The sequence below is a fragment of the Virgibacillus sp. CM-4 genome, from assembly GCF_000445495.1.
In the GTDB taxonomy this organism is placed as follows: Bacteria; Bacillota; Bacilli; order Bacillales; family Amphibacillaceae; genus Virgibacillus; species Virgibacillus salexigens.
In genome coordinates, this window is record NZ_AUQA01000003.1 from 112,344 (window position 1) to 126,383 (window position 14,040).

At 36.0% G+C, this 14,040-nt stretch carries 9 protein-coding genes; 8 read left to right on the plus strand and 1 reads right to left on the minus strand.

What is annotated here, in order from left to right:
* Positions 1-1,428 (plus strand): Na+/H+ antiporter NhaC, encoded by a 1,428-nt coding sequence (nhaC, locus tag M948_RS31735; protein ID WP_021290494.1) that lies wholly within the window; start codon positions 1-3, stop codon positions 1,426-1,428.
* Positions 1,429-1,560: 132 nt separating this feature from the next.
* On the plus strand, positions 1,561-2,325 hold the full coding sequence (locus M948_RS31740) for a GNAT family N-acetyltransferase (protein WP_021290495.1): 765 nt from the start codon (positions 1,561-1,563) through the stop codon (positions 2,323-2,325).
* 115 nt (positions 2,326-2,440) lie between these two features.
* Here the strand turns inward: M948_RS31740 and M948_RS31745 are convergent, their stop codons facing one another.
* Positions 2,441-3,982, minus strand: coding sequence for an ABC-F family ATP-binding cassette domain-containing protein (locus tag M948_RS31745; protein WP_021290496.1), 1,542 nt, complete (start codon positions 3,980-3,982; stop codon positions 2,441-2,443).
* A gap of 520 nt (positions 3,983-4,502) precedes the next feature.
* Between M948_RS31745 and ade the strand changes: the two genes are divergently transcribed.
* The 6 genes from ade (at position 4,503) to M948_RS31770 (ending at position 13,999) form a co-directional block, all read left to right on the plus strand.
* Complete coding sequence (gene ade / locus M948_RS31750) at positions 4,503-6,251, plus strand: adenine deaminase (RefSeq protein WP_021290497.1); 1,749 nt, start codon at positions 4,503-4,505, stop codon at positions 6,249-6,251.
* A gap of 105 nt (positions 6,252-6,356) precedes the next feature.
* Positions 6,357-7,223, plus strand: a complete 867-nt coding sequence (locus M948_RS31755) for an aminoglycoside 6-adenylyltransferase (RefSeq protein ID WP_021290498.1) — start codon at positions 6,357-6,359, stop codon at positions 7,221-7,223.
* A gap of 219 nt (positions 7,224-7,442) precedes the next feature.
* Positions 7,443-9,680, plus strand: coding sequence for a beta-N-acetylhexosaminidase family protein (locus tag M948_RS31760; protein WP_021290499.1), 2,238 nt, complete (start codon positions 7,443-7,445; stop codon positions 9,678-9,680).
* Between the two features lie 123 nt (positions 9,681-9,803).
* Positions 9,804-10,631, plus strand: coding sequence for a MurR/RpiR family transcriptional regulator (locus M948_RS31765; RefSeq protein ID WP_021290500.1), 828 nt, complete (start codon positions 9,804-9,806; stop codon positions 10,629-10,631).
* Positions 10,632-10,733: 102 nt separating this feature from the next.
* Positions 10,734-12,401: an alpha amylase family protein gene (locus M948_RS42540; RefSeq protein WP_021290501.1), complete on the plus strand. Its 1,668-nt coding sequence runs from the start codon at positions 10,734-10,736 to the stop codon at positions 12,399-12,401.
* A 263-nt stretch (positions 12,402-12,664) separates the two neighbouring features.
* Positions 12,665-13,999 carry an ABC transporter substrate-binding protein gene (locus M948_RS31770; RefSeq protein WP_021290502.1) on the plus strand — a complete coding sequence of 445 codons (1,335 nt, stop codon included), beginning with the start codon at positions 12,665-12,667 and terminating at the stop codon, positions 13,997-13,999.
* The last annotated feature ends 41 nt before the right edge of the window (positions 14,000-14,040 follow it).

Here is a 14,040-nt window from a genome sequence, read left to right on the forward strand (position 1 = left end):
ATGTATCGTATTAAAGCTGTTCAAACACCATCTTTATTGGAAGCTGTCATTATTACTTTAGCTATTGTGGGCATTATCAGTACGAGTATTATATTTTTTGAAGCTGCTCCTCATGTGCCGCTAGTGATCTCATTATTACTCTTGTGCACATATGGTCTCACTAAGGGGATTTCATATAAAGCGTTGGAAGCTGGAATTATCGAAGGAGCAACATCCGGGATGGGCGCTGTCTTTATTTTTTTTCTGATTGGTGTATTAATTGCTTCGTGGATGTTGGGTGGAACAATCCCAACGCTTATTTATGGAGGGCTTCAGTTAGTTACCCCTAGCTTCTATTTCGCGGTCGTATTTATTATAACCTCACTGATTGGAATTGTTGTGGGCAGTTCCTTAACTACTATTGCGACGGTTGGTGTGGCTTTTATTGGTATATCGGAAGCTGTCGATGTTTCCTTAGCGATAACTGCAGGAGCTATTGTGTCTGGGGCTTTTTTTGGAGATAAGATGTCACCATTGTCTGACACAACTAATATGGCATCGGCAACACTAAAGGTGGACTTATTTGATCATATAAAAAATATGATGGGTACGACGGTTCCCGCCTTCATTCTTACGTTAATCATCTTTGGCATTATTTCTCCAACGCTTACAGATGCTAATTTTGGCAAAATGATCGATTTTCAAAATGGTCTATTAGATACTAGATTAGTACATTGGTATAATGGATTTTTTCCGCTTGCAGTACTGCTTGTACTTTCAATAAAAAAAGCCCCAGCGATGTTAACGTTAGCTGCAGGCTCTCTAACAGCGATCCTACTGTCTTTATTCCATCATATTCCTTCACTTGAACGTTTATTCGGGGTTTTAATGGGTGGGTTTGTTTCGGAAACAGGGGTTGAAGCGATAGATGCTTTATTAACACGAGGTGGTATTAATGGAATGTTATTTACCATTGGCTTAGTACTGCTTGCATTAAGCATGGGTGGCTTGATGTTTACACTCGGAATCATCCCTAGATTGTTGGCTGCAATTGAACATTTATTACATAAGGTATTTTCAGTTATCATGGTTTCGGCACTAACTGCAGTAGGATTGAATGTATTAATAGGAGAACAATATTTATCCATTCTCCTAACAGGGGAGACTTATCGATCGCAATATGAAAAGGCCGGTCTTGCTAAAAAGAACCTATCTCGTGTAGCAGAAGATGCTGGAACGGTTATTAATCCATTGGTACCTTGGAGTGTTTGTGGTGTATTTATTACAACTGTTTTAGGTGTGTCTACACTGGAGTATCTTCCATTTGCATTCTTTTGTTTATTATCCCCATTACTGACTTTACTATATGGTTTTACTGGATGGACATTAACCTATGAAGTTAATGTCCAGAAAGAATCCGGTGCTGTAAGAGCGACGGGTACGGAATAAAGGTGGAGCTTTTTTATCCCTTGCTTTTATAGCGAGGGATTTTATTTTATCGTGTAATGAGCACAAACAACAAGATTTTCTGTATAATAGATATTGCGTTCATTTTAACATAGAGCTGTTAGGAGAAAAAATATGAATAGATTGAGCTTTGAGAACATATATACAGCAGGTGAAATCGTATACCAGTCGGATTTATATGTACATTATCATTATCCCGAAATGTTAATAAAATTTGATAGTAATTATTTGAAATTTCAAAACATGCCAACGTTAACTGCTTTTAAAGAAGCAGCTACTTATTTGTACAATTTTCATTTGCAGCAGCATCAATATCATGTCAAATTCACGTTTCCAGAGAATAGGAAGCCAACAGAAGAATTAATTCATCATTTTTTACAGAATAATTACGCGTATAGTTATTTGGAATTGTTCTCGATTCAACCCGACCAGTTTCCTCGCATCGAGAAAAATATGGATATAGCTATTGAGTTAGTAACAGCAGCTAATTTTGATACATACTTACAATTACAATATCAACAAGATATCTCATACGGGAAAGCGTTTGCCGAAGCAAAGCCATATGAATATCGACAACAATTTCAATCGGAAAATGTCATGCAGATTTTGTCTTATTTCCAGGGAAATATTGCAGGTTCTGTAGATGTAATTCTCGACAAGGATACTGCAGAAATTGACAGCTTATTCGTTCTTGAGGAATATCGTAGAAAGGGGATTGCTACTAGATTACAGCAATTTGTTATGGATCAATTTCCTAATAAAACAATCATTCTAGTGGCAGATGGCGAAGGTACGCCCAGAGAAATGTATATTAATCAAAATTACCGCTACCTTGGATTCCAATATGAAGCGATTAAAATATTTAAAGAAGAGAACTAGGTGTGTGTAATTTTGTAGGTTTGTTATCAGATATCGTCACATACCATAGATAAATAGCTATAAAAAAGACAGCAATCTTGATATCAATGATTGCTGCCTTGAAAAAAGAAATTGGTTACTGCCATTTTTCCATATTCCATACGTTTGTGACCCAGTCCTGATAAAATGTTGCCTCATGTGATACAAGAAGTAATGTTCCAGTATAGTCTTGCAGTGCTTTTTTAAGCGCATTTTTTGTTTCCACATCCAAATGGTTGGTGGGCTCATCTAGAATAAGGATGTTGCTTTTAGCAAGCATAAGCTTACATAAACGAACTTTTGTTTGCTCCCCTCCGCTAAGCGAAGCTAACGATTGAAAGATATGCTCTGTTTTTAATCCGCATCGTGCCAAAGTCTGTCTTACTTGTTTTTGAGTTAAATTTGGATAATTACCCCAAACCTCTTCTAATGCTGTATGTTTGGCAGCAACCCCCATTTCTTGCTCGAAAAATGCAGGTATAACACAATCGCCGATGCTTATACAGCCATTTAGTTCCGGGATTTCACCCAGTAATGTTTTTAAGGTGGTTGTTTTGCCAATACCATTATGTCCTATTAAGGCAATTTTATCACCACGCCTTAACTGTAAGTTGACGTTGCTAAATAACGGTTGATCATATCCAATATCCAGGCTTTCCGCTTGGAAGACAATATTGTCTGGTTGATTTGTAACGGAAAAAGAGAAGGTCGGCTTTGGGTTCATTGTAGGTTTTTCTATTCGCTTGATTTTATGCAACTTTTTCTCGCGACTTTTTGCTTGCTTGGCAGTAGAAGCTCGAGCTTTATTTTTTCGAATATACGTTTCAAGTTTTGTAATTTCTTCCTGTTGCTTCTGGTATTCCAAGTGTATTTGTCTTCTTCGTAAATCATAGGCTTCTAAAAATTGTTCATAATTACCGGTATATTTAGTTACCTTCTTATGTTCCAAATGATAAATAATTTGCACCACATGATTCATAAAAGTCGTATTGTGTGTAATTAAGATGAATGCATTTGGATAGTCGGTTAGATATAAAGTCAACCAGTCAATATGTGAAACATCTAGATAGTTCGTCGGTTCATCAAGTAATAATACATCTGGCTGCTGTAATAGTAGTTTTGCCAGTAATAGTTTTGTCCTTTGCCCACCACTTAATTTACTTACATCTGTATCTAAGCCTAATTGCGTAATTCCAAGTCCTGCAGCCACTTCTTCAATTTTTGCTGGGATACGATAAAAATCATGGCGGTCCAGTTTTGCTTGTAATTGACTGTAGTGATGTAATAATTGTTCAAGATCTTCTGTGGATGTACGCATTTTTTCGGTTAATATCATCATTTCGTTTTCGGTATCAAATAAATCATGAAAAGCCCCTTGAAGAAATTCCAGTATCGTCTTTCCTTGACTTAATTGAATATGTTGATCTAATGTTCCAATTCGTGCCTTAGGATGCCAGGTTATTTCCCCTTCATCTGGTACGAGCTTTCCAGATAGGATTTGAAAAAGTGTCGATTTTCCAGCACCATTTGCACCGACAAGTCCGATATGTTCGCCTTTTAACAAACGAAATGAAAGATCACGTAAAACAACTTTATCACCAAAAGCATGGGATACATGGTGAACGTCTAAAATACTCATCTTTATTCTCTCCTTTAACCCGAAAATCGTCCTTTTGCCTACAAGTACAAGGAGAGCAAACACCTTTTACCTTTTTAAGGTATAAAAAGAGCAGAGCGCAACGCCCTGCTCCACCAATTAGATGTTGACATAAATCTGCCATCCATATTTTATGAGTTCAGGTGTTAATCCGCTGCTTGTAACTTGCATAGGCTTGTTAAAAATGGACAGACTTCTCCCATTCTTAAGCACAAACAAGTTGAAGCAGAACAGATAAAAACATGGATCACCTTCACTCCTTTTGATGTTAGAATAATCAATCTTATTTATGAATATACCATGTAATCGCTCGTAAAGCAAATGAGTAAACATAAGAAATAAATTGTATGTTATAGTAAGTAAAATATTTGCTAGAAAATATCACACTACTGTTGATTGAAAAGAATGACATGCTAAAATAAATACATTTATTCGTGAGTAGACGTTTATGTAAACATAATTGAGAAAAAGGCAAAGAATGAAATGATTGGAGGCTGAAGGAATGAGTGATAAAACATTTATTAATAAAATTCAGGTATCTTCTGGGCGGGAGCTTGCTGATATTGTGATAAAAAATGGAAAAATCGTCAATGTTTTTAGCTCAGAGATCATGGAAGGCGATCTAGCAATAAAGGATGGCTATATTGTAGGTATAGGTGAATACGAAGGAAAAAAAGTAATTGATGCAAATCATCGTTATATATCACCAGCGTTTATTGATGGACATGTTCACATTGAGTCTTCTATGGTAACTCCCAGTGAATTTGCTAAGGTTCAACTCGTTCATGGGGTAACTACAATGATTTGTGATCCGCATGAAATAGCGAATGTGGCAGGAGTTAAAGGCATTGAATATATGCTGAAAAGTGTACTTGATTTGCCATTTGATTATTATTTTATGCTGCCATCCTGTGTGCCAGCAACACCGTTTGAACATGCAGGTGCAACCGTTACATCAGAGGAGCTGCTTCCTCTATATGATTATGATCATGTACTTGGCTTAGCTGAAGTAATGAATTTCCCTGGGGTGGAAAATGCCGACAAAGATATGATTGATAAATTAGTTACTGCTAAAAATCGAGGGAAGAAAATTGATGGTCATGCAGCAGGGCTTTTTGGAAAACAGTTAGATGTATATATGACTGCTGGAATTCGCACGGATCATGAAGGTACAACAGTTGATGAAGCTAACGAACGCTTGCAAAAAGGAATGTATGTCATGATTAGAGAAGGGACTGCAGCAAAGGATTTTAGGCAATTAATACAAGTAGTAAATGAAAGAAATGCACGGCGCTTTTTGTTTGTAACAGATGATAGACATTTGGATGACATTATAAAAGAAGGAAGTATCGATCATATGGCAAGAATGACGATTGAAGAAGGGATAGATCCTATTACTTCCATTCAAATGGCTACGTTAAATGCTGCTGAATGCTTTGGTCTTAATGAGCATGGAGCAATAGCACCTGGTTATAAAGCAAATTTCCTGTTTCTTGATGATTTATCAAGTTTACACATATCTTCCGTTTATAAGGATGGGATATGCGTGGTTAACAATGGGGAAATTAAAGTAGACCTAGAATCGGTATCTCCACCTTCTGAATTAATGGATAGTATAAACTTTCATCCTATAAAAGAAGCAGATCTATCTATTCCATTGCTGGGAGAATCGGCTAATGTCATTGAACTTATCCCAAATAGCATTGCAACAAATCACCTGATTGAGTCTGTCCCTACTAATAATGAGCAACATTTTATTCCCTCCATAGAAAGAGATTTATTGAAATTAGCGGTTGTTGAGAGACATGATGCAACTGGAAACATTGGGTTAGGTATCTTAAAAGGACTAGGTTTACAGGCTGGAGCAATTGCTACCACCGTTGCTCATGATTCTCATAATTTAATTATTGCGGGAGCGAATGACCCAGATATGGTACTTGCTGCTAAAACAATTCAAACAATACAAGGTGGATTAGTAGTTGTAAATGCTGGAGAAGTAATAGCAACAATTGCATTACCGGTTGCGGGATTAATGTCATTGGATTCGTATGAACAAGTAAATACCAAGCTGGAAGAGATCTCCCTTGCCTTACAATGGATAGGTGTAAAAAAAGACTTTAACCCTTTCTTAACGTTAAGCTTTTTAGCATTACCAGTGATACCAGAATTGAAGCTGACAGACCAAGGGTTATTTGATAATCGTAAATTCAAACATATATCGGTTGATGTATTAAATCATCCGATCGAGTAGTCTATAATAAAGAGGGTGGCTTATTTAAAAGGCCATCCTCTTTATTTCGAAAGTATCATTATCTATTCAAATTTAAAAGAAAGCAGGATATAAGGAGGAAAAAGGATGCGGACAGAAAGTGAAATGCTGGATTTGATCTTACGCTTAGCTAAAGAAGATGAACGGGTACGGGCTGTCGGTATGAATGGATCTAGAATAAATCCAAATGCACCTGTAGACCCATTCCAAGACTTCGATATTGTTTATTTAGTAAATCATATGCAATCATTTATTGAAGACCCAGAATGGGTTGATGTGTTTGGAGATCGATTAATAATGCAGACACCAGAAGCAATGGCGTTATTCCCTTCTGAACTTGGGGAGAGGTTTTCATATTTAATGTTGTTTACAGATGGAAATAGACTTGATCTGATACTCGCCCCAATTCAAGAAAAAGATATGTATGAAAAGGAAGATTCATTAACGATCCTATTACTAGATAAAGATGATCTACTCCCAGAAACATCCGCTCCAACAGATCAAGATTATTGGGTGAGCGAACCAACCGGCATTCTTTTTGACAATTGCTGTAATGAATTTTGGTGGGTATCAACATATGTAGCAAAAGGTTTATGGAGGAAGGAAATTCTTTATGCGTTGGATCATATCAACTTGGTTCGTAACATGCTAATAAAAATGCTAGAGTGGCGCGTTGGATTCGAAACAGATTATAGCGTCAGTATTGGAAAAAATGCAAAGTATTTAGAACAATTTGTTGATAAACAAACATGGTTAACATTGTTGTCCACCTATCCACCGGGAGAATATGAAGCGATTTGGGGATCTTTATTTAAATTATGTGAATTATTCATTGAAACAGCAACATATGTTGCAAATTCGTTACATTTTGACTATCCATACAGTACCGAAAGGAATGTAATGCAGTATTTACGCCATATTAAAGATTTGCCTTCGGATGCTACTGTTATTTAAAATCAATTGTGGAATTAGAAAAGAGTTATCATACTCTTTAAAAAATGAATATCTTTAGACCTAAGGACAATCAGATCATTTAATTCAGAATATTGATAATTATATTGACAAATTAAATGGTGTATTGTAATGTCAAGAATGAAGAATAATTCCAGGAAAATATAAAAATTTGAAGATTTATTTCTTCATTAGAATTTATTTCGAATGGAGGGGGTTTCTATGTTCCAGTACACAAAACATAGAAAAGTATCATTAATTTATTTAATCCTATTACTATGTTTCATACTAGTAAGTATAAGTCCCCAGGTGTACGCTACAGAGAACGAAACAAACATATCCGTGTACCCAACGCCCAAAAATATGGATGTCAAAAAAGGCTTAAGATTTCCATTAACACCAAAAGTCGGTGTTGTTGTTCCTAATGAATATGATCCAACGGTTTTAAAAGAATTAGAACAAGTACTGAAATCCTTCAATGTGAAGAAAATACAGAAATTCACTCCTCATGATAAAGTAACCACACCAGTAACTATTTATTTAAGCAGTAATTTGAAAGCCCCATACATTGTTACCCAATTAAACACATTAGATATAGAACCCCAAAGTTATCCTGCAGAGGGTTATCTCTTGGCATCAGGAAAAGGAAATGATGGAAAGAAAAAAATAATAATTGCAGGCGAAGATTGGGATGGAACTTATTATGGAGTGAAAACCCTTAAGCAGATTATAGAACAAAATTCTGGACGGGCCAGTGTTCCTGAACTAGTAGTAGAAGATTATCCAGAAATGGAATATAGAGGAGTAATTGAAGGGTTTTACGGTACGCCTTGGTCACATGAAGAGCGGGTTGATCAACTAAAATTTTATGGTGATAATAAGATGAATACTTACGTCTATGCTCCAAAGGACGATCCTTATCATCGGGATGCATGGAGAGAGCCTTACCCCACTGGTAAACTGAATGAATTGGCGGAGTTAGTGGACATTGCTAAAAAAAATCATATTGATTTTGTATTCACAATTTCTCCTGGTTTAGACATTTGCTACTCGGATAATCAAGACTTTAACTTGCTTTTTGAAAAAGCGCAAGCATTATATGATGTAGGTGTTCGTGATTTTGCTATTTTATTCGATGATATTTTCATGGAGATGAGTTGCAAGATGGACGAGAAAATGTTTGGAGATGAACCTAGTCCTACAGCAGCAGCACAAGCATTCTTACTTAATAAATTTCAAGATAAATTTATTGAAAAAAATGAAGGTACAAACCGTTTAATAACTGTACCGACCGAATATTACCAAGAGGGCACTAGTCCCTATAGAGAGCAATTTGCAGACTTGGTAGATTCCAGTGTTCTTGTTTATTGGACGGGTATTGGAATTACAACTGACACTATTACAAACGAGGATGCACAAAGGATTTCAGATATATTTAAGCATGATTTATTAATTTGGGATAATTATCCTGTTAATGACTTCTCTGAATACCGAATTTTTTTAGGTCCGTTAACCGGAAGAGATGCAGGCCTAACAGAACATGGTGTTCATGGTTTAACTGCAAATCCAATGGAACATGCAGAAGCATCAAAAATTCCGTTATTTACTATTGCAGATTATACATGGAATCCAAAAGACTATACTTCTAAAGATTCATGGGATGCTAGTATTAATGATTTCACAGGATCTTATACGGAAGAGGTAACAACCTTTGCGGAAAATGTATTATCTTCACCCTTAAACCAAAGTGAATCGAGAACGATAAAACCAATAATTGATAAGTTTTGGGAAGGTTTTAATGGAAGAAATGATTTTCAGGAGATTGCAAGTAACTTATATAATGAGTTTTTCATACTTGAAAATTCTGCTGACACTTTAGAAGAAGATTTTACAAATAGGGGATTCATAAAAGAGATGAACCCATGGATAGATAAAATGAGACATTACGGCATAATTGGAAAGTTAGCAGTACAAATGGTACGTGCAAATTATAATGGTGATACGGAATTAGCCGAAAAATATAAAAATCTGCTTGAATATGAGCTAGAACATGATACAACGGATGTTGTCTATAGAGAAGATCAAATAGCTTCAAGGCAACTCGATGGGATTAATAAGGAGAGGGGCTGGGCTGAGTTCGTAATGTACACTCCGGAATATGGAGAAAGCACGCAAACAAATCAGTGGGGATTTGAAATCAAAGTGATAGATGGAGAGGTTACCGATGTGGGAGGAAATAATTCAACTATCCCATCTGATGGCTATGTCCTAAGTTTACATTCTGGTGGAGATGGTGACTGGTTAGCTAATAACTCAATCGTTGGTGCAAGCTCTTCTATTAGTGAAAACATTGTTACATTAGAAATTGAAAAAGGTGAATATGATATACCTAATGAAGCGAAATATGGATTTAATGTTTTTGAACCATTTATTAATCAAGCACTAAAAGTGGTTGATTAGAAGTCGTTTGTAGTTTTACCACTAATAGAAATTAAACAAAGTTTGTCAGATGAAACATTTGACAAGAGGGCTTTGTGAAAGCAGTAGGATTAATGAAAAAGACGAGTAAGGATGATCTTAAAAATGACGAAGCCGATAAAAGAAATCATCAATCGTTCCTTTCCAATATTAACAAATTCCGAAAAAAAAGTAGCAGCATTTGTATTAAAGAATTTAGAAAATGTAATATATTATTCGATAACTGATCTAGCAGACAAAGCTGGCGTTGGTGAAACAACGGTTCTACGATTCTGCAGAAAAATTGGTTTAAAAGGATATCAAGAATTTAAACTTACTATTGCGCAAAATATACCAGAGGATAATGCGAAAGAAAATTCTGGGTCTATAAATCTTATTCAATCCATCTTAGTAAATACTACAAAAGCCTTAGAGAATACCACCACAATGATAAACGATGAGAAACTAAATAATGCAATTGAGTTACTCCATCATGCGCGTTCGATACACTTTTTCGGAGTTGGAACCTCAGGTTTAACAGCTCAAGATGCAAAAAGTAGGTTATTGAGAATTGGAATCATTTCAGAAGCAATTACAGATCCACATCTACAAGCAATGTCAGCTGCAACATTAACGAGTGAGGATGTTATTGTAGCACTTAGTGTATCTGGTAGCACAAGAGATACATTAGAGTCCCTTGAAATAGCCAAGAAATCAGGAGCAAAAATTATTGCGATAACTTATTATCACCGATCACCAATTACACAGTTTGCAGATGTCGTTTTACCAGGGGGTGCTATGGAATCCCCACTAGAAGGGGGGTCATTAACGGCTAAAATCTCTCAGCTTTTTGTAATTGATTTACTATACACAGGATTAGCTTTAATGAAGAAGGATAAAGCGCTTGAAATGAAAAAGAAAACAGCAGAAGCAGTTGTAAATAAAATCTATTAAATTAAAGGAGGTGAATTACAATTTCTGTAAGAGATAGACAACTATATTATTAGTAATAGGGTGTTATAGAAGAAAATAGTATAAAAATATGGAGGGACAGTAATGAAAAAGTGGCTTCATATCCTACTGACAGTAATTATTGTTATGACAATGACAACTCCAATTCAAGCTGCATCAGACAAAGGCCGAGAACAGGTACTATCAAATTTAGTTAAAAATAAAAATATGAAAGGCCGAGTACTTTGGTATGATCTATCAGCAAATATTCACAATCTAAATACACCCGAAAAAGTTTCAGAAGTTGTCCAAAAAACAGCGAATGCAAATATTGACACGATTGTATTAGATGTAAAAAATTACACAGGTTTCGTAGGTTATAATAGTGAGATCGCTCCTCATATGAGTGAAGCAAATATCTCTAATTACAGTGATTTTCCAGCTGGATATGATTTATTAGCTACTGTTATTGAGGAAGCAGATAAGCATGGGCTTGAGGTTCTTGCCAATGTAAACGTATTTTCTGAAGGGAATAATACTTACAAAGATGGTCCTGCTTTCGACCATCCCGAGTGGCAATCTCAATTTTATACAGCTATTAGGGTAGTAGAAGCAGTAAATGGTGAGTCAACAGAAATTGACGGTATCAATACAGATAGAGGTAAGGACCAGCTTGTTCTTTATACGCCAGATCAATATGATCAATCTCCTTCTAATAGATGGGGCGTGGAGATTCAAGTTGTTAATGGAGAAATTACTGCGATTGAAGATAGATCGATAACTGGAGCTGACCCATTAGAAGTTCCTGAAAATGGGGTGTTGTTATCTGCTCATGGAGAGTCGCGTAATTGGGTATTAGAGAATTTGAGAATTGGAGATAAGATTGACCATGAGAAGACAGAACAAAATTTTATTCCAGCATCTGAATACCCAGCTTCATCGGTGTTCATTAACCCAATTAGAGAAGATGTTCAAGAATATGAACTCAGTATCATTGAGGAGATTATTACAAATTATGAGGTTGATGGTATTGTATTAGATCGAGCAAGATATGCAAATGAGCATGCAGACTTCAGTAATTTAAGTCGTGAAAAATTTGAGGAATACATTGGCGAACCAGTATCGAATTGGCCAGAGGATATTTATGAAATTCAATTAGACGGGTCAGAGAAAACAATTGAGGAAGGTCCACAATACAAAGAATGGATTGAATTTAGAGCGCATAATATACAGTCTTTCTTTACAGAAGCTGAAAATCTGATCCATTCTTATGAAGAGGATTTGATATTCACTACTTATGTCGGCTCCTGGTACCCACTTTATTACAATGAAGGGGTAAATTGGGGAAGTCAAACATATCAGCCTGATTACGATTGGGCAAGTGAAGATTATCATAAGACTGGCTATGCAGAATACCTTGATTTTTTAATGACAGGCAATTATTACTATGAAGTAACTGAAGAGGAATTAGAAGGATCTGGACTGCCGTATTGGTATAGTGTGGAAGGCTCAGCTCAATTGGCAATGGAGGTGGTCAATTATGCGACACCATTATATGGCTCCCTTTATCTTGCGCAATATCAGGATGATCCCGAACAGTTTAGAAAAGCAATAAGAGCCGTAGAGGATAATACTCATGGAACGATGCTATTCGATTTGGTGTATTTAGAAAACTATGACTGGTGGTCTATTTTGGAAGAGGAATTTGCCAATAATACAAACGCTCCTCATCAAAATCCTGGAATATTGAAAATGATTAGAGAAGACAACTAGCATATACGAATAATTAATTATCTTTATTTTATGGACTGGGTAATCCAGTCCATTTTTTAATAACGGATTAACTCGCTGTAATGGCATGAAAGTAATTCATTTTAATATTAATAAGTTTAAAAATTATTTTTAAAATTAAAAATAAAACAAAAATATTTTTTAAAAAGCATTGATATATGTTGATTGACCAATTAAGATATACATAAGAAAGCGTTTTCTTGTGTGTATCAAGCTGACTATTAATGAAAGGGAGGAAAGGGAAAATGGGGGAAAGTGTCAAAAAGATCACATTAGCTTTACTTACGGTATTACTTTCTATCGGGTTAGTAGCTTGTAGTGACGGAGAGGAAGATGCAGGGGCGGCATCCGATTCTGGTTCATCGAATGAGCTATCAGGAGAAGTCACGATGTGGACCGCATCTTTATCAGGGGAACCGTTTGATAGTTATTTTGCTGATTTGGAGCAACAGTTTGAAAAAATCCATCCAAACTTAGACGTGATAATTGAAGATATCCCACAAGGGGAAATTGAACAAAAGGTATTAACTTCTCTTACTACAGATGATGTCCCCGATCTTGTTAACTTAGCACCCCGATATATGGTTAGTATTGCAGCTCAAGGCGGTCTTTTGGAATTAGATGATTTAGTTAGTGAAGGAACAAAGCGCTCTTTCTTAGAAGGTCCTTTTGAATCAGGGTATTTTGATGATCATTTATACGCTCTTCCATGGTACTTAACAACAACTGTTAGTTGGTATAATGACAATCACTTCGAACAGGCCAATGTAACTAAACCTCCTCAATCTACTAAAGAAATTTACGATACAGCAAAAACAATTACAGAAGCAACTGGAAACCCTTCTTACTATCAAATTATTAATGAAGGAGACACGGTTATTCAAAAGATGATTACACTTGCAAATGGGGAACCAATTGTAGAAGAAGGTAAAACAGTGTTAGCAGATAATGAAGCTATTGTAGAGTTCTTTACTTTAACACAACAAATGTACGAAGAAGGTATTATGCCTCAAGAAAATGCCGAAGGTTCGTTCTCTACTGCACAAGAATTATATATGGCAGGTAATCTATCTTTGCTTGAGAGCGGTGTTACTTTCCTAGGTCCGATTGAATCTGGTGCACCAGAAACCTATGAAGTCTCAAAAGCTGGGCAACCGTTAAATGATCCAAATGCACCAGTTAATGTTGCTGTAATGAACTTCTCTATCCCTGCGAAAACAAAAAATCCAGATGCAGCAGTTGCATTAGCAGAATATGTAACAAATGCTGAGAATCAGCTAGAATTTGCAAAAGTTGCAGGAACCGTACTGCCTTCAACTAAAGAATCATTAGAAGCTGATTATTTTACAGATCCAGGTGATTCACCAAAAGCATTGGGAATGCTTGAAGCGTCAAAGACGCTTGAACGGTCAAAAGTATTAATTCCACCACTTGAAAATAGTGCAGAACTACGTGAAATCGTAAAGATGGCTTTTGTTAAAAACTTACAAGGGGAAGTAACATCGGAAGAAGCCTTAAAAGAAATCGCTGAAAAATGGGATACATCTTTTGAAGAAACGGGTATTGCACCGACATTTTAATGTGGAAAAGATGAGACTAGCAATATTGCTAGTCTCTATAT

Coding starts and splice junctions, on each gene's coding strand:
- M948_RS31740 (WP_021290495.1), top strand. CDS start 1,561: ATGAATAGATTGAGCTTTGAGAACATATATACAGCAGGTGAAATCGTA.
- M948_RS31755 (WP_021290498.1), top strand. CDS start 6,357: ATGCGGACAGAAAGTGAAATGCTGGATTTGATCTTACGCTTAGCTAAA.
- nhaC (WP_021290494.1), top strand. CDS start 1: ATGTATCGTATTAAAGCTGTTCAAACACCATCTTTATTGGAAGCTGTC.
- ade (WP_021290497.1), top strand. CDS start 4,503: ATGAGTGATAAAACATTTATTAATAAAATTCAGGTATCTTCTGGGCGG.
- M948_RS42540 (WP_021290501.1), top strand. CDS start 10,734: ATGAAAAAGTGGCTTCATATCCTACTGACAGTAATTATTGTTATGACA.
- M948_RS31765 (WP_021290500.1), top strand. CDS start 9,804: ATGACGAAGCCGATAAAAGAAATCATCAATCGTTCCTTTCCAATATTA.
- M948_RS31745 (WP_021290496.1), bottom strand. CDS start 3,982: ATGAGTATTTTAGACGTTCACCATGTATCCCATGCTTTTGGTGATAAA.
- M948_RS31760 (WP_021290499.1), top strand. CDS start 7,443: ATGTTCCAGTACACAAAACATAGAAAAGTATCATTAATTTATTTAATC.
- M948_RS31770 (WP_021290502.1), top strand. CDS start 12,665: ATGGGGGAAAGTGTCAAAAAGATCACATTAGCTTTACTTACGGTATTA.